A 22,293-nucleotide genomic window follows, 5' to 3' on the forward strand; every position below is an offset into this window, starting at 1 on the left:
ACTTCATGGCGACTCCCATCCGCATCCTTTCTTCCATGGCAACCAAGGCGCTGCTGGCCGATCTGGTGGCGCGTTACCCGGCGGCTGCCGAGGTGGATGTCGAGCTGATTTCGGTTGGGGGCGTCGAAGCGGCGCGGCGCGTGGAAGCGGGCGAGGCCATGGACATCGTGGTGCTGGCCGCCAATGTCATCGATCAATTGACCGGCAAGGAGCGCCTCGTTGCTGGCAGCCGGACGGATATCGTCCAGTCCGGCGTGGCGATCGCGGTCCGCCAGGGTGAACCGGCCGTCGACATCAGTTCCGAAGCCTCGGTCAAGGCAGCGATTCTGGCGGCACGCTCGATCGGTTATTCGACCGGCCCGAGCGGCGTCTACCTGGCGAAGCTGTTCGACCGCTGGGGCATCACGGAACAGATCAAGGATCGTATCGTGCTGGCGCCCCCGGGCGTACCGGTCGGCGCGTTCATGGCCAAGGGCGAAGTGGACCTGGGCTTCCAGCAGCTGAGCGAACTGATGCCGATCGAAGGCATCACCATCCTGGGCCCGATGCCGCCCTCCATTCAGCTGATGACGACGTTTTCGGGCGGGATCGCCGCGTCCAGCACGCAGCCCGACGCCGCGCGCGCCTTGCTCGACTACATGGTGTCGGCCGATACGGCGGGCATCAAGCAGGACAATGGCATGGAGCCGGCGTGACCGACACGCAGGCCCTGGAACATCGCCTGAACGAACTCGAGATCAAGGCGAGCTTTACCGAAGACCTGCTTGATCAGCTGAACGAGACCATCGTGCGGCAGCAGAAACTGATCGAGCAGCTGGCGCGCGAAGTCGCGGATCTGCGCCAGCAGGTGCCGGAAGGCGCCACGCCGTTCCGCAGCCTGCGGGAAGAGTTGCCGCCGCATTATTGATCTGCGCCTCCCGGGCGGCATGGCGCGGCTCGTGCAAACGCCCGGGCGCATCATCCTCATCCGCGCGGGCCGTCCGACTGCGCCATCTGACCGATCCGAGGCCTGCGCGATTTGCGGTCTACTGGCCAGGCTGTCAACTGCGAAACGCAGTCCGACGTCGCGCATCCCATGATCGCCCCCAGTGCGGCTCGCTCCGTACTTGACGACCCCCGGCGCGCGACCCGAGACAGCCCCCATTCACGCTGTGGCGGTCCGCTGGGTCCACACCCGCAGCCGCCGCGCCCGCCGCGCCACGGAGTCGCCGCCTTGAGAACGACCGCCACGCCCCCGCGCCGCACTGCCACCTTGCGCCCGACCCCGGAACGTCAACCCGCCACCGCCACGCACCGCACGGTTCAACGTGGCGTGTTGCGGGGCATGGGTATCGGGATGGCGATGACCTTGCTGTTGCTGGTCCTGATGATCGCGCTTGCGCCGCGAGCCTTGCTGCCGTTGATCGGGCCGACGGCGTCGCTGGTTGCGGCGCTGCATTGGGCGCTGTTGCCGTTGCTGTGCCTGGCCGCCGTGATCGGGGTGATGGCGCGGCACCGCTTTTTGCATGCCGAAGACATCGACGGCAGCGGCTTGGCCGGCAGCGGGCTGACCGGCGCCGGCATGGCGGGCAGTCGCGGCATGACCGGCGGCAGCTGGACGGTGCGCAACTATCAGGCCATTTTGCAGAACACCCTCGAACAAGTCGTCCTGGCCATCCCGACCTACCTGATCTGGGCCGTGACCCTGCCGCGGGAATGGCAGGCGGCCTTGCCGGCGGCGGCAATGCTGTTCGTGGTCGGCCGGGTCCTGTTCTGGCGCGGCTATTCGGGCGGCGCGCCGTCGCGCGCGCTCGGCTTTGCGCTCACGTTCTACCCGACGCTGGTGCTGGCCGTGGTTGCGACGGTGGCAGCGCTGGTCGGGCTGCGATAGCAGGCGGTGCGCCACACCTGGTGCGTCACCCTTGGTGCGCCGCGTTCGACGCCGCGTCGGCCGGCGCTTTGGCCCGCGCGCGGGATTCGGCCAGCGGCACCGGCGGAATCAACAGCATCAGCACGACCACCAGCACCGACACCACAAGCATGGCGTAGAAGGTGATGTGCAGCGATTGGTGCATGGCCTGCTGCACCGGCCCGCTGATGGCGGCCGCGCCGGCGGAATTTTCCAGTACCTGCTTGAGTTGCTCGGACGTCACCGCCGCGATGCCGGACGTGTGGGCCAGGCCGTAGTTGAAGACCGCGCCCAGCAAGGTCGCCCCCATCGTGCTGCCCAGATTGCGGGCGAACAGATTGGATCCGGTGGCCGCACCGCGCTCGTTGGGTTCGACAATTTCCTGGACCAGCACCAGCGAACAGACGCCCATGAATCCCATGCCGAAACCGATGACCAGCGAGCCAAACCCGGCCAGGAGCGGACTGCTGTCCGGGTTCAGGAAGATGAAGACGAACACGCCCATCGGCACCAGAAAGCTGCCAATGATCAGCATGCGGCGCAGGCCGTAGCGCGGGAACAGCTTTGCGGCGATCGTGGACCCGACCGGCCAGCCCAGCATGACCATCGTCAGCGCCAGCCCGGCGACGACCGGCGTGCGGTGCATGACGCCCTGCACGTACATGGGCAGGAACGTCGTCAGGCCCATGATGCACATGCTGCCAAACACCATCGCGCCATTGACGGCGGCGATCGGACGGCGGCCCCACAGCGCGAAGGAAATCATCGGGTCGGCCGCCCGGCGTTCCTGCAGCAGGAACAGCACCAGGAAGACGACAAACGCGCCGGCAGCACTCCACGCGCGCACGTGGTCGGTCGTGCCTGCATCGGTCAGGGCGATCATCGCCGCGGCCACGGTGGCCGTGAACAGCGCCGCACCCAGGAAGTCGATCGAGCTTTCCTTGCGTTTGGGCGTTTCGTGCAGGTACTTGATGAAACCCCAGGCCGCCGCGAGCCCGACCGGAATGTTCATCCAGAAAATCCAGGCCCACGACAACTTGTGGATGATCAGCGCGCCCACCATCGGCCCCAGCACCGCGGAAATCGCCCACACACTGGCCAGCCAGCCCTGCACCTTGCCGCGTTCCCGTCCCGGGAACAGGTCGGCAATGATCGTCATGACCACCGGCTGCACCGCCCCGGCGCCCACGCCCTGGATCAGGCGGAACACGATCATGGAGGTCATGGACCACGCGTACCCTGCCAGGATGGACCCGATCAGAAAGACGGCAATGCCGAACAGCACCATGGGCTTGCGGCCGTACAGGTCTGACAGCTTGCCGAACACGACGGTCATGGCGGTCTGCGTCAGCAGGAAGGACGCGAACACCCAGCTGTAGTAGCGCAGCTCGCCCAGGTCGGCGGCGATCTGGGGCATGGCAGTGGCGACAATGGTCGCCTCGATGGCGATCATGCTCATCGACGCCATGATGGCGGCCACGACGAGCGGGCGTGAAGTAGTGGGAGTCTGGGGCACGGGAGTGGGGTGGACTGACGACGAGTAGGGGCCGGGGTCGGAAGGAGGACGCAGGCTGGCGGGAGGAAACAGGCAAGATGCAGAGGCCACGCCCACACGAAGTCAGGGTCCCGGCCACCTGCCGCGTAGTGTAAATCAGGCCTTACCGTTGAGCAGCCGCCCGCGCTGCCTTGAAGATGTCCAGGGCCTTGAGCCGGCGCTCGTCATGATCCACCACCGGCTTGGGGTAATGCTTGCCCAGTTCGATGCCGTACTCGGCCAGCTTGGCCGTGTGTTCCCACGGCGCATGCAGATACTTGCCGGGCACGTCCTTGAAGACAGGCAGGAACCGCTTGATGAATTCGCCGTCGGGGTCGTAGCGTTCGCTTTGACGCGATGGGCTGAAGATGCGGAAGTAGGGCTGGGGATCGCATCCGGTCGACGCTGCCCACTGCCAGCCGCCGTTATTGGCCGCCTGGTCGTAGTCGATCAGGGCGACGGCAAAGTAGGCCTCGCCCTTGCGGTAGTCCACCAGCAGGTCCTTGGTCAGGAACGAGGCCGTCACCATGCGCAGCCGGTTGTGCATGTAGCCGGTGCTGTTGATCTGCGCCATGGCCGCATCGACCAAGGGGTAGCCGGTCTGGCCGTCGCACCATGCCTGGAACAGGCCATCGTCGTTTTCCCATTCCAGCGCCGTATATTCCTCGCGGTAAGGGCCGTCGACGGCGGTGGGGTGGTGGTACAGGAACTGGAAGTAGAAGTCGCGCCAGACCAGCTCGCTCAACCAGGTTTCGGCGCCTTCGCGCGCGGCGCCCTGGCTGCCCTCGATGGCTTTCAGGGACGCCCGTACCAGATGCCTGACCGACAGCAGGCCGAAGCGGTTGTACACCGACAGGTAGGACGTGCCGGGCACGGCCGGCAGGTCGCGAGACTGCTTGTAGCCATCGATCACCTTGGCCACGAAGCGGTCCAGCCGCTTGCTCGCGCCGTCGGGTGTGGGCTCGGGATGCGGATCCTTGCTGGACAAAGGCTCGAAGCCCAAGGCTTCCAGCGTCGGCATCTTGCCGCCATCGACCTTCTTGAGCGACTTCAGGTGGTCCATGCTGGGCGCCTCGGCATAGTGCTCGGGCTTGAGCGCCTTGCGCCATGCATTCTTGTATGGCGTGAACACGGTGTACGGCCGGCCCTGCTTGGTCAGGATCTCGCTGCTGCTGAAGATCACGGTGTCCTTGAACAGGCGCAGCGGAATGCCCAGGGCATCCAGGGCGTCGATCACGGCCGCGTCCCGTTGATGGGCATCGGGCTCGTAGTCTTCATTGGTGAAGACCGCCGACGCGCCAAACTCCTTGACCAGCGCCGGGATGGCCTCCCGCCCCCGGGCGTGCCGCACGACCAGGTCCGATCCGGCAGCCTGAAGGCGGGCCTTCAGATCGGCAATGGCGCCGTGAAGAAAGGCCACCCGCCGATCCTGCCGGGGCAGCTCGTCAAGAATGTCCTTGTCGAAAATGAACACCGGTATGACCGCGTCGTTCTCGGTCAGGGCGCGAAACAGGCCGACGTTATCGGCAAGACGAAGGTCGCGGCGGAACCAGAACAGCGCCAGCAGGGGCGAAGAAGCCATTGGGGGTCCTCAGCCCTGGCCCTGCGCCGGGTCAGACACCGCCCGAGGGGTGACCTTGGCCGATGCCGCCTTGGCCTTGGTACGCGCCGCATCGACCGTATCGGCAACGGCCAGCGCCACCCCCATGCGGCGCTTGACGAACGATTCCGGTTTGCCGAACAGGCGGATATCCGTACCCGGCTCGGCCAGCGCGGCCGCCACGCCGTCGAACTGCACGGCCTTGGCGTCGACGCCGCCGTAGATCACGCTGCTGGCGCCGGGCTGGCGCAAGGCCGTCGATACCGGCAGGCCCAGCAGGGCGCGGGCATGCAGCTCGAATTCGTTCTGCGCCTGCGTGATCATCGTGACCATGCCGGTGTCGTGCGGGCGCGGGCTGACTTCAGAGAACCAGACCTCATCCCCCGCAACGAACAGTTCCACCCCGAAGAGGCCGAGCCCCCCCAGCTCGCCCGTGACCTTGAGCGCGATGTCGCGCGCGCGTTCAAGCGCCTTGTCGGCCATGGGCTGGGGCTGCCAGCTTTCGACATAGTCGCCATCGACCTGGACGTGGCCGATCGGATCGCAGAAATGGGTATGGATCTGGCCGTCGGCGCCGACCGCACGCACGGTCAGCAGGGTGATTTCGTAGTCGAAGCGGATGAAGCCTTCGACGATGACCCGGCCGGCGCCGACGCGGCCACCTTCCTGCGCATAACGCCAGGAAGACTCGATGTCTTGCGGGCCATCCAGGCGCGACTGGCCCTTGCCGGACGAGGACATGACCGGCTTGATGATGCACGGGTAGCCGATGTGGTCCAGCGCATCCCGCAGTTCATCCAGCGTGGCGGCGAAGCGGTAGGGCGACGTGGGCAGCCCCAGCGTTTCGGCCGCCAGGCGGCGGATGCCTTCCCGGTTCATGGTCAATTGCGCGGCGCGGGCCGTGGGCGTGACCCGTGCGACACCGGCCGACTCCAGCTCGACCAGCAGGTCGGTCGCGATCGCCTCGATCTCGGGGACGATGACGTGCGGCTGTTCCAGGTCGATGATGGCGCGCAAGGCGTCGCGGTCAGTCATGGAAACGGTGTGCGCGCGATGGGCTACCTGATGGCCGGGCGCATTCGGATAGCGGTCCACGGCGATCACTTCGACGCCCAGGCGCTGCAGCGCGATGATCACTTCCTTGCCGAGCTCGCCCGATCCCAGCAGCATCACGCGGACGGCGGAAGAGGTGAGCGGTGTGGCAAGCACGGGGAGGGTAGGCGTCGTCATGAGGCAGGTCCTGGCAAGGCGGAAACAAGGCTGCCAATGTACCGCGTCAGGCGCGCATCTGCAGGCGCGGGCAGGACGAAAACGTCCTCCCATCGCGCTTTGTTACGCAGCCGTGCCACCTGCCTGAACTCCTTCCCGGATACCTCTAAATATTATGAAATAGCGTTCCAGAATAATTGACTTCGATTGGGCGGAGGATCAAAATCGTGCCCATTCGCTGATACGGCGTTGTTGACAGGTTCGCCAGCGCGGCCCGCCGACACCTCCCGTGGCAGCCAGTCGATACAACAGGCGCCCCGAGCGCCGGCCGGGCCTGGCCCGCAAGGAGACACGATGAAAACGATGCTGCGCGCCCTGGCCTGTGTGTCGGCCGGCCTGACGTCCCTGGCGATGAGCGCCTTGCCGGCGGCCGGCGCCACCCCCACCCCCACCGCAAAGGACTATCCGTCGCGCCCGGTCACCCTGATCGTTCCGAACGCGCCGGGCGGCGCGATCGACATCCTGAGCCGCCTGGTGTCGGAACAGCTGACCAGGACCTGGGGCCAGCCGGTCGTCGTCATGTACAAACCTGGCGCCAACACGGTTGTCGGCACGGATTTCGTGGCCCGGTCGGAACCCGACGGACAGACCATCGGCATGGTGGTGACGTCGCACGTCATCAACCCGGCGATGCGGCCCAAGCTGCCCTTCGACACGATCAAGGACCTGGCGGGCGTGTCGCTGATGGCGACCTCGCAGATCGTGATCACGGCGACACCGTCTTTCCCGGCAAATTCGATTGCCGATGTGGTCGCCATGGCCAGGCAGTCGCCCGGCAAGTTGAGCTACGCCTCTCCGGGCAGTGGCAGTTCCATGCACCTGACAGGCGAATTGCTGAAGACCGAGACGTCGATCGATATGCTGCACATCCCCTACAAGGGGAGCGGTCCGGCCTACACGGAAGTCATGGCCGGACGGGTGCCGCTGTTGATCGACCCGCTGTTTTCGTCCATGCCGTACATCAAGGCCGGCAAGCTGAAGGCGCTGGCCGTGGCCGGCGCGCAGCGCGATCCGAGCGCGCCGGATATTCCGACCGTGGCCGAGACGCTGCCTGGTTTCAATGTGCAGAGCATGTTCGGCCTGGTGGTGCCGCGCGCGACCCCGCCCGACATCGTCGACAAGATCAGCAAGGACATTGCCAGCGTGCTGGCGACGCCTGAATTCAAGAAGCGCCTGAACGATATCGGCATGACGCCAGTGGGCAATACGCCGGCCCAGTTCGATGCCTACATCAAGAGCGAAATGGCGAAGTGGGCCAAGGTCGTCAAGACGACAGGCGCCGTGGCCGACTGACCGACTCTGCGTCCGGATCCATGGAAATCCAGGGCCGCAAGCCGATTTGCCAGGACAGGAATGTCCTGCCCCGGGATCGCAAGGCCAAGGCGCCTTCCTATAATGGCTGCACGATACGTTCTGCGCATCGTTCCCTTTGTAGAACGGCCCGCCCGCCCCGGCGCGCCGCCCTGGAGACCATGATGGCATCACGCGGCAAGACTTCCCCCGGCGCCCCGGCAATCGGCGATACCGACGACACGCCTGCAGGCGCCACGGTGTCGGCCCTGGAGCGCGGCATTGCCGTCCTGCGGTGCTTTCGGGAAGACGTGCGTGATCTGAGCAATGCCGAACTGGCCCGGATGACCGGCATACCGAAGCCCACCGTGACGCGTCTGGCGACGACCCTGGTGGCCCTGGGGCTGATGAAGCAGGCCGCCGGGACCGAACGGTTTTCACTGAGCGCCGGTGTCGTTTCCCTGGCGCAGGCGTTTTTGGGCGGGATCGACTTGCGGGCCTTTGCCCGGCCGCACATGGCGGCGCTGGCCGACCAGGCGAACGGTGCGGTGTATCTGGGCGTGCGGGATGGCCTGGACATGGTGCTGGTGGAAACGGCGTCCCCCCGTGCAGCATTGCTGCTGGCGCGGCTGCGGGTGGGATCGCGGTTTCCGATGGTGAGTTCGGCGCTGGGCCGCGCGTACCTCAGCGCGGTCAGCGACATCCGCGAGCGCGAGCGCCTGGAATCCCAGTTGCGCGATGGGGCGGGAGCGGACGAATGGCGCCGCCTGAAGGCCGGCTACACCCGGGCTCGGGATGACGCCGATGTGCATGGCTATTGCATGTCGCTGGGGGAATTCCACCGCGACATTCATTCGGTGGCGGTGCCGCTGGTCGTGCCGGGCGGCGAAATCGTCGCCCTCAATTGTGGCGGCCCGGCGTTCCTGTTTTCCGAAGCGCATCTTCGGCAGGATGTCGCGCCGATGTTGCTGGCGACCGCAAGGGCGATCGCCAGGGAAGTGGGGGGCTTCGTGCCGACCCCGGGTCACGCATCCAGCGCGGCCTAGACGCAGCGTCCGCCTGGAGCGTGACGCCGCGCATTCAGGAGGTGAGATGAGACTGACCGATCACGAACAGGCGATGTACGACGGCGAGCACGGCATCGCGAAACAGAAGGCCATGGACTTGCTGGTCCGCTACGGCAATGCCCTGGGGGCGGAACGCCTGGTCGATACCCGCAACGTTGCCGGTACGATCGGCGCGACCACGCCGTTCATGCGCAAATACGCCGACGAGGCGGGTGGCCTGGATGCCGTCTTTTCGGAATTCAATCTGGATTCGCGCGAAGTGGTGCGCATCCCAAAGGTGTCGGTGTACAGCAGTCACCTGCAGCAGGGCATCGATCCCGAACACGCGGCCGAGCAAGGGGTGGGCGAAGACGTGGTGCGCATCTTCCGCAAGGGCGACGCCTACAGCGCCGGCCTGGGCGTGCAGTTGCTCAACACCTGCGCGCCGTACCAGGTCGGCAATCTGCCTGCGCGCGGCGAACATTGCGCCTGGATGGAATCGTCCGCCGTGATCTACATCAACGCCGTGCTGGGCGCCAAGTCCAATGCCGAAGGCCGTGAAAGCACCGGCGCGGCGATGCTGACCGGCAAGATTCCGTACTGGGGCTACCACATCGACGAAAATCGCCGCGGCACGCACGCCATTGACGTCGACGTGCCGATCGAGAGCATGTCGGACTGGGGAATGCTGGGCTATTTCGTGGGTGACCGGGTACAGGATCGCGTTCCCGTGATCACTGGCATCGGCCGGGCGCCGAACATGGTCCGCCTCAAGCATTTCGGCGCCGCGGCTGCGTCGTCAGGCGGGGTGGAGATGTATCACATCCCCGGGTACACGCCCGAAGCGCCCAGTGTCGAAGCCGCCTTTGGGGGCAACCGGCCCATCGAGCGTTTCGTGTTTGGCCGCAAGGAGTTGCGCGAGACCTATGACAATCTGAATGCAACAGCGTCGGACGTGGATGTGGACTTCGTGATGCTGGGCTGTCCGCACTACAGCATCGAACAGATCTGGGAAGTGTGCCAGCTGCTCGAAGGCCGCAAGGTGCATGTGAATTCCAATCTGTGGATCTTCACGCCGCGCGCCACCAAGCAGATCTGCGACCAGAACGGCTATACGCGCATCATTACCGAAGCCGGTGGCTTTCTGATGTCGGACACCTGTTCGGCCCTGGGCCGCGTCATGCCAAAGGGGGTGAAGGTGGCAGCGGTGGATTCGGCCAAGCAGGTGCACTATCTGCCCGCGATCATGGGCATCCAGGCGTGGTTCGGCTCCACCGCCGACTGCATCGACGCGGCGGTGACCGGGCGTTGGAACGGGGGACTGCGATGAGCTCCATCACCTTGCGGGGCCGGGCCATTGTCGGCGGCGTGGCCGAAGGCGAAGCGCTGGTCACGCGCGAGCGGATCTCGGGCTGGGGCGGCATCGACCCGCGCACCGGCACCATCATCGAAACCCGCCACGAACTGCGCGGCGTCTCGTTCGCGGGCAAGGTGCTGGTGTTCCCGGGCGCCAAAGGGTCGTCGGGCTGGTCCGGGCAATTCCATATCGCGCGCATCGCCGGCGTGGCGCCGGCCGCCATGCTATTCAACGAGATGACCACCAAGATGGCATTGGGAGCCGTCGTCACGCATGCGCCCTCGGTCACGGACTTCGATCAGGACCCGTTGTCGGTGATCGAAACGGGCGACTGGGTCTGCGTGGATGGGGAGACGGGTTGCGTCACCGTGACCAAGCGGAAAGACCGCAACGACCTGCACCCTTAGCACGGTTGAGCTTTACGGGACCGAGGCAGATAATGCGCTGATCCGGTCAGCCATCCCGCGCAGGCCGGCGTGCGGTCTCTGGAGCAGGCAATGAAGCGATATCTTGCGATGGGCGTAAAGCATGGACTGATGGCTGGGGCACTGTTCGGCGCGTTGCTGGCCGGGCCGGTGCAGGCGCAAATGGCTGGGCAAGCGGCCGGGGCGGCTGACCCCGCCGCCAAACCCAAGACCGCGCAGCAGACGAAAATGGCCGAATGCAATGGGCAGGCCAAGGGCAAGAAGGGCGATGACTACAAAGGCTTCATGAGCCAGTGCCTGAAAGCCAAGCCCATGACATCGCAGGAAAGGATGGCGTCCTGCAGCAAGCAGGGCGCCGGACGCAAGGGCGACGATTACAAAAGCTTCGTCAGCACCTGCATGAAGGCCGGCTAGGGCGGCCAGGATTCGGCTTGGTTGAGGTCAGCCCCAGGTCAGGCCCAGGTCAGGCCCAGGTCAGCCCGAGGCCTGGACCGGCCCCATCCCACGGCCGCATTGCCGCCGGCCTGTCCCGTTCAACTTTCGGGGCATTCCTGGTGGCTGCTGGCCTGGGTCACGTGGCTGCCGGCTGGCACGCTGCGTGTCAGCCACACATTCCCGCCAATCGTCGACCCCTTGCCGATCGTGATGTTGCCCAAGATGGTTGCGCCGGCGTAGATCACGACGTCGTCTTCGACATGGGGATGACGCGGCAAGCCCTTTTGCAGCGCCCCCGTCTCGTCGGTCGGGAAGCGCTTGGCACCCAGCGTGACGGCCTGATAGAGCCGCACGCGATTGCCGATCACAGCCGTCTCGCCGATCACCACGCCCGTGCCGTGGTCAATGAAAAAGGCGCTGCCGATCTGCGCGCCGGGGTGGATGTCGATCCCGGTCTGCGAATGCGCAATTTCGGCCACGATCCGCGCCAGCAGGCGCGCGCCGCGGCGATACAGTTCGTGCGCCAGCCGGTGATGAATCAGCGCCACCACCCCCGGATAGCACAGCAGCACTTCGTCGACGCTGCCTGCCGCCGGATCGCCATAGAAAGCCGCTTCCACGTCGCTATCCAGCAAGGCCCGCACGCGCGGCAGGCTGGCTGCAAAATCATGGACGATCGCAATGGCTTGCTGTTCCACGTCGGGCGACGGCGAACCCAAGGTGCGGTGTTCATAACGCAAGGCCAGCCGCACCTGTTCGAGCAAGCGGTGCAAGGCTGCGTCCAGCGTATGGCCCACGTAATAATCTTCGCTGCTGGGGCGCAGATCGGCCGGGCCCAGGCGCAGCGGGAAGAGGGCGCCGCGAAAGGCGGCGACGATCTCGCGCAGCACGTCGGTCGATGGCAGTTCGCGGGCGCCCGGTTCGATACGGCGCTGCTGGGCGGATCGCCACTTCATGCGTTCGGCGCGCAGATCGGCCACGATCTGTTCAAGCGGCCACAAGGGCACCGCTTCGGGACGCGCCTGCTGCGCGGGATCGGGTTGGGAGGGGGGTGTCGACAGGTCGGTCATGATGTCTTGCTCGTGGGGGACGGCGGCAAGGGCCGTCGGTACGATGAATATCGACGATATATAGCACAGCGTGCCCTGCGCAGCCGGTGTAGCCCCGGCCACGGTGTGTGATTGCCGAAAGATTCGCAACGCGACGCAACGTTGGCCGGGCCGGGTCACCACCCGGGATGACACCTTCGGGGATAATGGCCATCCCTTGGCCCCTCTGCATCCGCACCATGAGACATCCCTTCTGGCGCGCCCTGGCCGTCAGCCTGTTGCTCGCCCTGCAAGCCTGCGCCACCGGTCCGGCGGGGCCAGCGGCCGACCTGGCGCGCGTGCGCCCCGTGTTCACCAGCGATTTCGAGTCCGGGGGCATCGGCGCCATCCGCGCCCTGGATCCGCAGGAAACGACCTGGCGGCTGTCGCTCAAGAACGATAATGACGATCCTGGCCTGCCTGCGAGCTTCCGCACGTGGTTTTATGTCAAGGTCGCCAACGTGTCTCCGGACCGGCCGTTGACGCTGGAGTTTGACGGCTTTGGATCCCGATACCCGGTCATGCCGGTGTACTCGTACGACGGCGTGCAGTGGACCCATTTTCGCGACGACGAGATCAGCTGGCAGGGGTGCCGCGGCCAGGCGCTGGTCAACTGCCGCGCAACGATCCGCAAAGCCTTTTCCGGTCCGGTGTCGATTGCACGGACCTTCCCGTACACCACGGCCGACCTTGATGCGTTCCTGAACCGCCTGGCGGCGTCGCCCCTGGTCCGGCGCGAAACCCTGGGCATCTCGCCGGTCTACCAAAAACCCATCACGCTGCTGACCCTTGAAGATGCGAGTCTTTCCATCCCCGGCGTGCCGAAGCGGTATGTCTGGCTTCATGCCCGGACGCACCCCGGCGAGACAGGTCCATCGTTCCTGCTGGAAGGCCTGATTCCGCGTGTGCTCGCTGATGACGCCGTCGGCCGGTCCCTGCGGTCGCGTTATATCTTCAAGATCGTGCCGATGCATAACCCCGACGGCGTCATCGCGGGCAATTACCGCACGACGCCAGCCAGTGTGAACCTGGAAGACAGCTGGCGATTCGACGCGTCAGGCGCCGACGTGCCCGGCGACGCGCCGGCGCCGTATGAAAACCAGGTGGTGCTGCGGGGTGGCATCCTGCCGGTACTGCAGGCCGGCGGGCGGTTCGACATCGCGCTCAATCTGCATGCATCGAACGCCGCGGTGGACATGCCGGCATTCTTCATCCCGCACTTCGGGGGCGAAGACGAGTTTGGTCTTGCCGAACAACGGCTGTGGCGCAAGCAGCAACACCTGGTCGCACTGACGGCGTCCTATTACGAAGGGCAGGTCACCACCGAAAATGAAGACGGCGGCGCAAACTTCCTGAACCACTTCTTTCCTGAAAGCTGGTGGTGGCGATCGCAGCAGGACCGGGTCAATGCCATCACGTTTGAAACGACCTATGGCAAGGGCGGCCTGGACCGGTGGCTGACCCAGGACGATCTGCGCCGGCTGGGCGACGCATTGGCGCTGGCGATCAATGACATCGGCAGCGCCAGCGCGGCATGCGTGTTGGCGAGTGTGCCCTTGCCAGGGTGCGAGGACGTGGATGTGATGCCGATCGCGCCGGCATCCTTGCCCGACCCGGTGCCGCTGGCGCCAATGGAACTGGCGCCGCTGCCTTCAGGTGCGGAGTCCCTATAGGGCAGTTACACCCAGGACGACGGGTTGATGGAGCCCGGCGACTGGAACGCCGGCTTGCTGAAGAGATAGCCCTGCATCAGGCGAACGCCTTCGTTGTAGAAGAAGTCGCGCTCGGCCAGGGTTTCAATGCCTTCGGCAATGACCTGGATGCCAAGATCCGAACACGTCCGCATCAGGCCTTTCACAATGGCCTGGCGTGGAACGCTGGAGTCGATATTGCGTACCAGGGCCATATCCAGCTTGATGATGTCGGGCTGGAATTCGGCCAGTAGCGTCAGGCCGGCATACCCGGCGCCGAAATCGTCAATCGCCGTCAGGAAGCCGCTGCGCTGGTAATACCGCAGGATCGCCGCCAGCCGCGCGGCGTCTTCGACCCGATCGCCTTCCGTCGCCTCAAAAATGATGCGCTCGACCGGAAAGTCGTGTTGGCGGGCAGCTTCCAGCGTGGTGCGGATGCAGACTTCGGGCTGGTAGATCGCATTGGGCAGGAAGTTGATCGACAGGCGCTGCGACAAGCCGATATCGGCCGCGCCTTCGATGGCCTTGCGGCGGCAGGCCTGGTCGAAACGGTAGCGATTGTCGTCGGTCACACGTCCCAGAACTGACGACGCGGGTTCGCCTTCCGGACCGCGGACCAGCGCTTCGTGCGCAAAGATCGTGTTGTTGTCGAGGTCAACTATCGGTTGATACGCATAGCTGAAGTCGAAACCCAGCTCTTCGCCGTCGCGGCAGCCGGCGCAACCGGGCCCATTGACGGCAAAGGCGGAATGAAAGGTACCGGTGAATCGGATCGGCGTGACGGAGGACATGGGGTGCATGAGTTCGTTGTTGCATACAACACGGGATACGGCCTAGTTAACGGCAGTTGCACGCGTTGGGATACCCCCATTTCGCGTCGAAGTGTCACAAATCGCAGCAGACGAGCAAGCTGTCATAGTTAACACGTCCAGACCCCGGCACACTGGCGTCTGACTGCTTGCTCATCCGTTGTTCCGTTGCCGGAGTCCTCGTGACTGTCACCGCTCCTTCTCACGCCCGCTTCCTGGTGGTTCGCGCCCATCCACGGCTGTTCGTTGCGGCGTTGATCCTTGTCGCCGTTGCGACTGCCTTGTGGATGAGCCACACGGCGTGGCCCCTGTGCCTGCTGCTGGGCTTTGATGCCGCCGCCTTCTTTTTCCTGTCGACCACCGCCTACGTATTTGCCAAGTCCACGCCGGACACCATGCGCCATCGCGCCAAGGAAGAAGACGTGGGGCGATGGGGCATCCTGTGGACGAGCGTGCTGCTGTCTGCCGTGGTGCTGCTGGCCCTCGGCGTCGAACTGCGGCTGGGAAAGGGCGGCGGGGGCGCGTGGCCGGTGGTCATCGCCATCGGCAGCATCCTGCTGTCCTGGCTGTACATGAACGTGATGTTCGCGCTGCATTACGCCCACGGCTTTTATGGCAACTATGGCGCAGCCCATCAGGGCCTGGAATTTCCGGGCGCCGAGCCTCCCGACTATTGGGACTTTGCGTACTTTGCGCTGGTGATTGGCATGACGTTCCAGGTGTCTGACGTGCAGATCACCAGCCGCCATCTGCGCCGCATGGCGCTGGTGCATAGCGTGATCGCGTTCTTCCTGAACGTGTTCATCATCGCGATGAGTGTGAACGTGGTGGCGGGCCAGGCGTAGCCTGGATCAGCCTGCGGCCTTGCGGCTGGCCTGGCGCACTTCCCAGGCGCGAAAGTCGTCCCGCCACGCTTGCATGTCTTCGGCGTAGAGATCAAAGATACAGGGCTCGCAGCCGCTTTGGCAGCACTGGTTGTCGCCAGGGCGCTCGGGCGGTTCGGGAGCCGGATCGTCGGCAGGAATGGATGGGGTCGTCACGATACAGGCAGGAAACGCCGCCGCGACCGGCCCGCGTGACAAGCACACGGGCGGCGCGGCGTAAGGTCGGGAAGAAGCCGGCGCGAGATCAGACCAGCGCGTTATGCAGGCTGTATTCCAGCGTGGCCATGCTGGCGGGCAGGTCCACCTTGCCGCCCATGTCGCGCACGGTCGAACCCAGCGCATGCAGCGTCCGGAACAGGTTGTGCGCGCGGCACTGCTCGCCCATTTGTCCGATACGGACCATGGGCAGGCCGAACGAGCCGGAAATCTCGACGTGATAACGGTTCGAGATGTGCGCGCAGATGTCGGCGTTGTTCATGCCGTCGGGGATCGCGATGCCGACCACCGAATTCAGGCGCGAGGTGGGCGGCGTGAAAAGGCGCAGGCCCATGGCCTCGATCCCGTTCTGCAGCGCCTGCGAGCAGCGGTAGTGGCGTGCAAAGCGCTCTTCCAGCGTTTCGGCGCAGACCAGGCGCAGGGCTTCGTGCAGCGCCAGCACGCCAGACACCGGCGCCGTGTAGTGGTAGCCGCCCTTGTGCCAGAAATTTTCGGCCAGCTTGGCGTCCAGGCACCAGTGCGAGTTGGTGGTGGTGCGGCTGTTGATGCGGTCCCAGGCTTCGTTCGAGAACGCGATCAGCGACACGCCAGGAATTGACGACAGGCCCTTCTGGCCGCCGGTAATCACCGCGTCGATCTGCCAGTCGTCCATCTGCAGCGGCATCGTGCTCAGCGTGCAGACGGCGTCCACGATCACCAGACAGCCGTACTTTTTCGCGGCGCGGGCAATGGCGGGCAGTTCGCGGTTGAACACCGTGTTGGACGTTTCGCCCTGCACGATGGTCAGGCATTCCGGACGGTGCTTGGCGATCAGTGCTTCGACTTCGTCGGCCGGCGCGTAGTGATGGCCGTCCACATCGAAGGTAATGACTTCGGCGCCCAGGCGGCGCGACATTTCAGCCATTCGTGCGCTGAAAAAGCCGTTCACCACACACAGCACCTTGTGGCCCGGCAGCACCAGGTTGCTGATCGCCATTTCCATGGCCGCCGAACCCGGACCGGCCACGCCCATGACCCATTCCGACTTGGTCTGGAAGACGTACCGGCCCATCTCCTTGACCTGCGAGATGATCGTCGACATCGTGGCGCCCAGGTGGTTGATCACCACCGAATTCGCTCGCGCCACCGCCTCGGGAATCGGCACCGGCCCGGCACCCATCATCAGCAGGGGGTCGTCGGGCAGGATGTCGCTCAGCACGCGCACTTCAGGCGGCGCGGTAAAGGTCAGCGCGGCGTGAGGGGCGGAACGAACGGGAGTGGAGTCGTCAACGGAACGGAGCAAGGGGGTCGGCATACGAAATTGTGCAGCAAAAGAGAAAGGGGGCACGCGACAGTGACGTTAGCACACCGGCTGCGGCCGCCCCGAATGGTAATCTACGCGGTCCGGCGCATCGGGCGACAGGCCCGTATTCAGGGCGCCGGACGTGCCTTCAAGTGAAACACATTCCTTCGCAAAGCACGCTGAACACGCGCCGCGACACCCCCATTTTTGCGGCCGCGCGACAATCGATCCTCGTTCGCCCGTGCGCGTCGAGTTGCCACGGAGCCCGAGCATGTCCTTTCTTGCCCCCACCACCTCGTCGTCCACCCTGTTTTCCGAGTCGCCCCTGGCGCGCAAGCTGTGCGCCATGCCCAAGGCCGAGCTGCACATGCATATCGAAGGGTCGCTCGAACCCGAGCTGATCTTTGCGCTGGCCGAGCGCAATGGCGTCACGCTGCCGTACCCGTCGGTCGACGCGCTGCGGGATGCGTATGCCTTTACCGACCTGCAGTCCTTCCTGGACATCTATTACGCAGGCGCCAGTGTCCTGCTGACCGAACAGGACTTCTATGACATGACGTGGGCTTACGTGGAACGCGCCGTGGCTGACCACATCGTCCATACCGAAATCTTTTTCGATCCCCAGACGCATATCGCGCGCGGCGTGCCCGTGGAGGTCGTCGTGAACGGCATTTCCCGCGCGCTGGACGACGCCGAAGCCCGCCACGGCCTGTCGAGCCGGATGATCCTGTGCTTTCTGCGGCATCTGTCGGAAGAGGACGCGTTTGCGACCCTGGCGTCGGCCGAAGCCTGTTTCAAGACCGTGCCCCGGTTGATCGGCGTCGGGCTGGACTCGTCCGAGCAAGGCAATCCGCCCGAAAAGTTTGCCCGCGTCTTTGCCCGGTGCGAAGCCCTGGGACTGCGCCGCGTGGCCCACGCCGGCGAAGAAGGCCCGGCGCAGAACATCCGTGACGCGCTGGACCTGCTGCATGCCGAACGCATCGACCATGGCGTGACGGCGATCGAAGATCAGGCGCTGCTGCAGCGCCTTGCCGCCGAAAAGATCGCCCTGACGGTCTGCCCGCTGTCGAACGTGAAGCTCAAGGTATTCGACGACATGACAGCGCACAGCCTGCCCATGCTGCTGGACGCCGGTGTGGCTGTCACCCTGAATTCCGACGACCCCGCGTACTTCGGGGGCTATCTGAATACGAACTACCTGGCGGTGTTCGAAGCGCTGCCCCTGGGTGAAGAGACCGGGTATCTGCTTGCCCGCAACAGCCTCGAAGCCGCGTTTGCGACTGACGAAGAGAAAGCCCGGTGGGTGGCGCAGCTGGACGCGTTCTGGGCGCAAACGCCGGCTGCGTAAGCGGGTGAACGGCGCCGTGGCGACCCGGCTTTTATGCGGCCGGGGCGTTCGACGGCGACCCTTGCGCGGCCGAATGGTGTTGCCGGCGCCCTAGAACCCGAAGTGCTCCAGCCCCGGATGGTCGTCGGGCCGGCGGCCTTGGGGCCACAGAAAGGCCCGGTCCGCCTCCTTGATCGCCAGATCATTGATGCTGGCATGGCGCTGCGCCATGTAACCGGCGGCGTCGAACAGCCAGTTTTCATTCCCGTACGACCGGAACCAATGGCCCGCGTCGTCGTGCCATTCGTACGCGAAGCGCACGGCAATCCGGTTGCCTTGGTACGCCCACAAGGACTTGATCAGCCGGTATTCGTGCTCGCGCGCCCACTTGCGTGTCAGCAGCGCGATGATCTCGGGCCGGCCCGTCGCAAACTCGCTCCGGTTGCGCCAGCGGCTGTCGGGCGTGTAGGCCAGCGCCACCTTGGCCGGGTCGCGGCCATTCCAGGCGTCTTCGGCCAGGCGGACCTTGAGCGTGGCGGTGGTTTCGTTGAAAGGCGGGAGAGGCGGGCGGTCGGGTTCGGACATGGAAGACCTTTCGGTTGAGTCGAGGGGGGCGAAGGGGTAGGGTCTAACGGGGCGCGGACATGGCGGCCAGCAAGGCCGCGCCGGCTGCCTGGGCGTCTCGCGCCGCGGCCGCGTCACCGCTGACCATGGCAACGGCAATGGCGCCGTCGATCAGGATCAGCCATTGGCGCGCCAGGGTGGTCCGGGCGGCGGCCGGCACATCGAGCCCGGAAGCCGTCTCGACAATGAATGCCAGGAGATCCGCCTTGTGTTCCTGCGCAAGCATCCGGATCGGCGATGCCGCGTCCCCGATTTCACCCGCCGCGTTCAGAAACGCGCAGCCGTGGTAACCCGGGTCGGCAAACCAGCTTTCCAGCACCTTGAACATGCCCAGCAGGCGGGCAGCGGCATCGTGCCCGATGGCAAGCGTTTCGGTGCGGAACCAGTGCATCCAGCGGTCATGGCGAGCACGCAAGGCAGCCTCGACCAGCACGTCTTTCGACCCGAAATGCGCGTACACCGTCTTGCGGGACGCACCCGCAGCCTTGACGATCGCATCGATACCCGTGGCGTGGATGCCGTTGCGATAGACGAGCGACTCGGTAGTTTCCAGCAAGCGGGAGAACGGGTCGGGGCTGGGATGCTTCTTCTGAATGGGGTTCGGCGGCATGCGCACCATGGTAGAACGATCGTTCTCCCATGGCAAGGGGTCGGCAGCAAAGTGGGGTTGGTCTGGCAGTGGAGTCGGTCTGGCAGGCTCTGGTTCGAACCTCGATCAGGCCTCGCCCGGCGTCCAGTCCGGACTGTATCCGCCAAGCGCCGGGTGGTACATCTCGTCGCCGTCATGCTGGGTGAATTCGACGTTCAGGCGATCTTCGGCCAAGCCCAAGACTTCGATGCAGTGAGCGCAGAGGGCGCGGGCGACGTCCATGCGCTGCTCGGCCGGCCTGCCGCGGCGGATGTCCAGCATCAACATCGACACCTGGACGGGCTCGCTGCCCGCTTCGGGTATGCGCCAGACGCCGCCGTCGCCCAGTTCGCGGATCGCGACGCTGATGCGGCGGATGTCGACCGACATCATGTCGGCGTAGGTCTCGCACATTTTCGCGGCCAGCCGCTGTTTGGTTTCCACCGGGTAATGCGCGTTGACGTCGAGTTGCAGGTAGGGCACGGAAGGTCCTTCAGAAAGGGGGCGTTCCCGTCGCCAGACGGGTCAGCGCGTGGGCAGGCGGGACACCATGTAGTCGACGGCGGCCTGGATGTCGTCGTCGGAGCAGGCCGAACACGTGCCGCGCGGCGGCATCCAGCCCAGGCCTTTGATGACGTGCGCGGTCAGCGTGCCGGGCGGTTGCGCCAGGCGCGGCGCCCAGGCAGCCTTATCGGTCAGCTTGGGCGCGCCGCGCATGCCGTAGGTGTGACAGGACGCGCAACTGACGCTGTAGATGGACGCGCCGGAGCGGGCCGGTTTGCCGGTCGCGGCCGCGAGCTGGATCGCTGGGGCTGGGATGGTTGGGGTTGCGGCTATCGTCGGCGTGATAGGGATAGGGGTGGTGGTGCTGGCCGCTAAAAAGTTCGTCAGGTTTGGCTGGACCGACGTGACAGCGGCAGACGCAGACATCGTCACCTTCGCCTGGTGGACCGTTGTTGTGCCGGTTGATGCGGTTGATGCGGTTGCTGTCGTTGCTGCGGCGACCGTCAAGGCAGCCATCGCAAGCGATGGCGTCAAGGCGGGCAGGCTTCGGCGCGCCCATTGGATTGCAGCGCGGCAGTTGGCGAATCGGACTGGCAGGGGTGGGTGGAGCATGGGCAACAGTTACCGTGGGGAACCAGGATGCGGTGCCGGCAAGGCGGCCGCGTAGACAAGCGCGAGTGCCGGGTGCAGGAGGCGTTACGGGCATTATGACCGACCCGCGCTGCCCCATGGCTTTGTGACCGCGGGGGGCTTGGCGCCGGGCCTCACCGCCGGGCCTCACCGCTGGGCCTCGCCGCCTTGTCACCACCCCAACCGATGGCTGTCCTCGGTTGCCTGGTGGCGGGCGTCGTCGTCGCTGTGCAGGTAGCGGCTGGTGGTGGTTAGCGAGGCGTGGCCCAGGTTGTCGCGCACGTGGCGCAGGTCCATGTCGCCCGTTGCCATGGCCGAACCGGCTGTGTGTCGCAACCAGTGGGCCGATGCGGCGTCCAGGATGTCTGCCGTGTGGGCATGGTCAGGCCCGCGGGCGCGCACCCGGTCGGCGGTTCGGGCGAACACCTGTTTCGCGATGATGTGGATGGCGCTGCGGGTCATGGGCCGCGCCTTGCCGCCAATGGGCGCCAGCAGCGGGCGCGTTTCGCCGGCCGCGGGCTCGGGCGGCAAGCCGGATGCGCGGCGGTAGGTGGCCAGTTCGTCTATCAACTCCGTGGTGGCCGGCACCAGGCGCAGCTTGTCGCCTTTCCCGACTATTTCCAGCCACCAACGCGTCGCGCCTGCGCGGTCCCGCCGGGGAAAGAATGCGCCCATGGTGTTGTTGGCCACCTCGGATATCCGCATGCCGCTCAGGTACAGCAGGGTGAACAGCCAGCGGACGCGGTAGTAGTGCTCCAGATGCCGCGGCGTGTCGCGGGGCAGGTCCGCAATCGTCGCCTTGACCTCTTGCCACATCGCATCGTCCAGGTAGCGGACCACGCGCGGGGCGGCATGACGTTGCCGCTGCCGGAACAGCGACAAGGGATTGCCGGCCAGATACCCCGCATGCACAAGCCACGAGAACAGCGTGTTGAGGATGACGATGGCCTGGCGCTGGCTGGCGGGGGAGAGCGGGCCGGCGAACGGTCGCCATCCGGCGTCGCCGCGCGCCCGCTTGCGGCCGGCTGGCATCACCCATCGGTGCGCAGGCTGCGGGTCAGCCAGGAAACGCTGATAGGCCAGGAGGTCTTCGTGCGTCAGGGAGGCCAGGGGCTTGCGCAGTTCGATCACTGACCATAACAGCAGGCGCTCGGCTTCCTTTCGGTAGCTGTCGAAGGTGGTTTTGGTCTGGGTGAAGCGGGCCAGCCAGGCTTTGAGCGCGTCGATGTCGGCGTTGGCGGCGATCTGTGAGCGGGCGGCGGTCGCACGATTGCTGCCTGCGCTGCCATCGAGTTCGCTGGACAGGTCAAACAGCAAAGCCAGGACGGGTGACGCCGGGGCGATCCCGGTAGTAGCTGCACTGGCAGGTTTTTCAGGCTTCACATCCATGGCTTCCATTTTTGCGGGTAGGCAGGCGACGAGTCTTGCATCGCGCGTTTTTTGCATCTCTGATCCCCGCATCAGGCATCGATCGCGCCGGGCAAAGAGCGATGACGCGTTCGTTGATTTGGCATCACGCGTCCATTTTCCACTGAGGGACGCGGCGAGCCTTGCATCGCGCCCTCCGGCGCCAAGTGCCCGTTTTCGCTAACCCGCGGCAGGCCTGCGGTGAAATTGGCTGAAAACGGTTGTTTTTCCCGGTGATGGCGTTTTGATTCTGCTGACCCGCGGCGTACCTGCGGTGAATTGGCTGAAAACGCTTGTTTTCCCCAGCCACGCCGCTCTGAACCTGCGTCGATCAAGCTCCATGGCGACTTGAGCGCAAA

General features: G+C 65.4%; 23 protein-coding genes. 11 read left to right on the forward strand and 12 right to left on the reverse strand.

Features of this window, described 5'->3' with window-relative positions:
- Nucleotides 1–5: 5 nt before the first annotated feature.
- The 3 genes from HD883_RS04220 to HD883_RS04230 all read left to right on the forward strand — a co-directional run bounded on the left by HD883_RS04220 (nucleotide 6) and on the right by HD883_RS04230 (nucleotide 1,870).
- On the forward strand, nucleotides 6–695 hold the full coding sequence (locus HD883_RS04220; RefSeq protein WP_179587683.1) for a substrate-binding domain-containing protein: 690 nt from the start codon (nucleotides 6–8) through the stop codon (nucleotides 693–695).
- Nucleotides 692–907 (forward strand): SlyX family protein, encoded by a 216-nt coding sequence (locus HD883_RS04225; protein WP_179587682.1) that lies wholly within the window; start codon nucleotides 692–694, stop codon nucleotides 905–907. Before HD883_RS04220 ends, HD883_RS04225 begins: the two co-directional genes overlap by 4 nt.
- A 306-nt stretch (nucleotides 908–1,213) precedes the next feature.
- Nucleotides 1,214–1,870: an MAPEG family protein gene (locus HD883_RS04230; RefSeq protein WP_179587681.1), complete on the forward strand. Its 657-nt coding sequence runs from the start codon at nucleotides 1,214–1,216 to the stop codon at nucleotides 1,868–1,870.
- Nucleotides 1,871–1,895: 25 nt separating this feature from the next.
- Here the strand turns inward: HD883_RS04230 and HD883_RS04235 are convergent, their stop codons facing one another.
- From HD883_RS04235 to purT, 3 genes are all read right to left on the reverse strand, one after another.
- Nucleotides 1,896–3,404 carry an MDR family MFS transporter gene (locus tag HD883_RS04235; RefSeq protein WP_179587680.1) on the reverse strand — a complete coding sequence of 503 codons (1,509 nt, stop codon included), beginning with the start codon at nucleotides 3,402–3,404 and terminating at the stop codon, nucleotides 1,896–1,898.
- 142 nt (nucleotides 3,405–3,546) lie between these two features.
- On the reverse strand, nucleotides 3,547–5,004 hold the full coding sequence (locus HD883_RS04240) for a cryptochrome/photolyase family protein (RefSeq protein WP_179587679.1): 1,458 nt from the start codon (nucleotides 5,002–5,004) through the stop codon (nucleotides 3,547–3,549).
- 9 nt (nucleotides 5,005–5,013) lie between these two features.
- Entirely contained in the window at nucleotides 5,014–6,252 is a 1,239-nt protein-coding gene (gene purT / locus HD883_RS04245) for a formate-dependent phosphoribosylglycinamide formyltransferase (protein ID WP_179587678.1), read from the reverse strand.
- A 333-nt stretch (nucleotides 6,253–6,585) separates the two neighbouring features.
- On the opposite strand from purT, the gene HD883_RS04250 reads away from it, so the two are divergent.
- From HD883_RS04250 to HD883_RS04270, 5 genes are all read left to right on the forward strand, one after another.
- Complete coding sequence (locus tag HD883_RS04250) at nucleotides 6,586–7,584, forward strand: tripartite tricarboxylate transporter substrate binding protein (RefSeq protein ID WP_257021991.1); 999 nt, start codon at nucleotides 6,586–6,588, stop codon at nucleotides 7,582–7,584.
- Nucleotides 7,585–7,763: 179 nt separating this feature from the next.
- The gene (locus HD883_RS04255; RefSeq protein WP_179587677.1) at nucleotides 7,764–8,627 is read left to right on the forward strand and encodes an IclR family transcriptional regulator; all 864 of its coding nucleotides are present in this window, start codon (nucleotides 7,764–7,766) and stop codon (nucleotides 8,625–8,627) included.
- Between the two features lie 46 nt (nucleotides 8,628–8,673).
- The gene (locus tag HD883_RS04260; RefSeq protein ID WP_179587676.1) at nucleotides 8,674–9,957 is read left to right on the forward strand and encodes an aconitase X; all 1,284 of its coding nucleotides are present in this window, start codon (nucleotides 8,674–8,676) and stop codon (nucleotides 9,955–9,957) included.
- Nucleotides 9,954–10,391 (forward strand): aconitase X swivel domain-containing protein, encoded by a 438-nt coding sequence (locus HD883_RS04265; protein WP_179587675.1) that lies wholly within the window; start codon nucleotides 9,954–9,956, stop codon nucleotides 10,389–10,391. The genes HD883_RS04260 and HD883_RS04265 overlap by 4 nt, the downstream gene beginning before the upstream one ends.
- A 90-nt stretch (nucleotides 10,392–10,481) precedes the next feature.
- Nucleotides 10,482–10,823 carry a PsiF family protein gene (locus HD883_RS04270; protein ID WP_306455898.1) on the forward strand — a complete coding sequence of 114 codons (342 nt, stop codon included), beginning with the start codon at nucleotides 10,482–10,484 and terminating at the stop codon, nucleotides 10,821–10,823.
- Nucleotides 10,824–10,942: 119 nt separating this feature from the next.
- Here the strand turns inward: HD883_RS04270 and epsC are convergent, their stop codons facing one another.
- Complete coding sequence (epsC, locus tag HD883_RS04275; protein WP_444964355.1) at nucleotides 10,943–11,851, reverse strand: serine O-acetyltransferase EpsC; 909 nt, start codon at nucleotides 11,849–11,851, stop codon at nucleotides 10,943–10,945.
- 281 nt (nucleotides 11,852–12,132) lie between these two features.
- Between epsC and HD883_RS04280 the strand changes: the two genes are divergently transcribed.
- Nucleotides 12,133–13,605, forward strand: a complete 1,473-nt coding sequence (locus HD883_RS04280; protein ID WP_179587673.1) for a M14-type cytosolic carboxypeptidase — start codon at nucleotides 12,133–12,135, stop codon at nucleotides 13,603–13,605.
- A gap of 5 nt (nucleotides 13,606–13,610) precedes the next feature.
- Here the strand turns inward: HD883_RS04280 and HD883_RS04285 are convergent, their stop codons facing one another.
- Nucleotides 13,611–14,414: an EAL domain-containing protein gene (locus tag HD883_RS04285; RefSeq protein WP_179587672.1), complete on the reverse strand. Its 804-nt coding sequence runs from the start codon at nucleotides 14,412–14,414 to the stop codon at nucleotides 13,611–13,613.
- Nucleotides 14,415–14,614: 200 nt separating this feature from the next.
- Here HD883_RS04285 and HD883_RS04290 point away from each other — a divergent pair, with 200 nt between their 5' ends.
- Complete coding sequence (locus tag HD883_RS04290) at nucleotides 14,615–15,277, forward strand: DUF1345 domain-containing protein (protein WP_373563304.1); 663 nt, start codon at nucleotides 14,615–14,617, stop codon at nucleotides 15,275–15,277.
- A gap of 6 nt (nucleotides 15,278–15,283) precedes the next feature.
- Here HD883_RS04290 and HD883_RS27590 read toward each other — a convergent pair whose 3' ends face one another.
- On the reverse strand, nucleotides 15,284–15,472 hold the full coding sequence (locus tag HD883_RS27590; RefSeq protein ID WP_373563305.1) for an oxidoreductase-like domain-containing protein: 189 nt from the start codon (nucleotides 15,470–15,472) through the stop codon (nucleotides 15,284–15,286).
- An 88-nt stretch (nucleotides 15,473–15,560) separates the two neighbouring features.
- Entirely contained in the window at nucleotides 15,561–16,694 is a 1,134-nt protein-coding gene (locus HD883_RS04300) for a pyridoxal-phosphate-dependent aminotransferase family protein (protein WP_257022401.1), read from the reverse strand.
- Between the two features lie 391 nt (nucleotides 16,695–17,085).
- Here HD883_RS04300 and HD883_RS04305 point away from each other — a divergent pair, with 391 nt between their 5' ends.
- Nucleotides 17,086–18,162, forward strand: coding sequence for an adenosine deaminase (locus HD883_RS04305; protein WP_179587669.1), 1,077 nt, complete (start codon nucleotides 17,086–17,088; stop codon nucleotides 18,160–18,162).
- A 90-nt stretch (nucleotides 18,163–18,252) separates the two neighbouring features.
- Here HD883_RS04305 and HD883_RS04310 read toward each other — a convergent pair whose 3' ends face one another.
- The 5 genes from HD883_RS04310 to HD883_RS04330 form a co-directional block, all read right to left on the reverse strand.
- Nucleotides 18,253–18,726 carry a nuclear transport factor 2 family protein gene (locus tag HD883_RS04310; RefSeq protein WP_179587668.1) on the reverse strand — a complete coding sequence of 158 codons (474 nt, stop codon included), beginning with the start codon at nucleotides 18,724–18,726 and terminating at the stop codon, nucleotides 18,253–18,255.
- 43 nt (nucleotides 18,727–18,769) lie between these two features.
- A complete protein-coding gene (locus HD883_RS04315) occupies nucleotides 18,770–19,375 on the reverse strand; it encodes a TetR/AcrR family transcriptional regulator (RefSeq protein ID WP_179587667.1) in 606 nt (201 codons plus the stop codon).
- 105 nt (nucleotides 19,376–19,480) lie between these two features.
- On the reverse strand, nucleotides 19,481–19,876 hold the full coding sequence (locus HD883_RS04320) for a tautomerase family protein (protein ID WP_179587666.1): 396 nt from the start codon (nucleotides 19,874–19,876) through the stop codon (nucleotides 19,481–19,483).
- A gap of 42 nt (nucleotides 19,877–19,918) precedes the next feature.
- Complete coding sequence (locus HD883_RS04325) at nucleotides 19,919–20,323, reverse strand: c-type cytochrome (protein WP_218863243.1); 405 nt, start codon at nucleotides 20,321–20,323, stop codon at nucleotides 19,919–19,921.
- A 375-nt stretch (nucleotides 20,324–20,698) separates the two neighbouring features.
- Nucleotides 20,699–21,916: a tyrosine-type recombinase/integrase gene (locus HD883_RS04330; protein ID WP_179587665.1), complete on the reverse strand. Its 1,218-nt coding sequence runs from the start codon at nucleotides 21,914–21,916 to the stop codon at nucleotides 20,699–20,701.
- Between the last annotated feature and the right edge of the window lie 377 nt (nucleotides 21,917–22,293).

The sequence above is a fragment of the Pigmentiphaga litoralis genome, from assembly GCF_013408655.1.
GTDB lineage: Bacteria > Pseudomonadota > Gammaproteobacteria > Burkholderiales > Burkholderiaceae_B > Pigmentiphaga > Pigmentiphaga litoralis_A.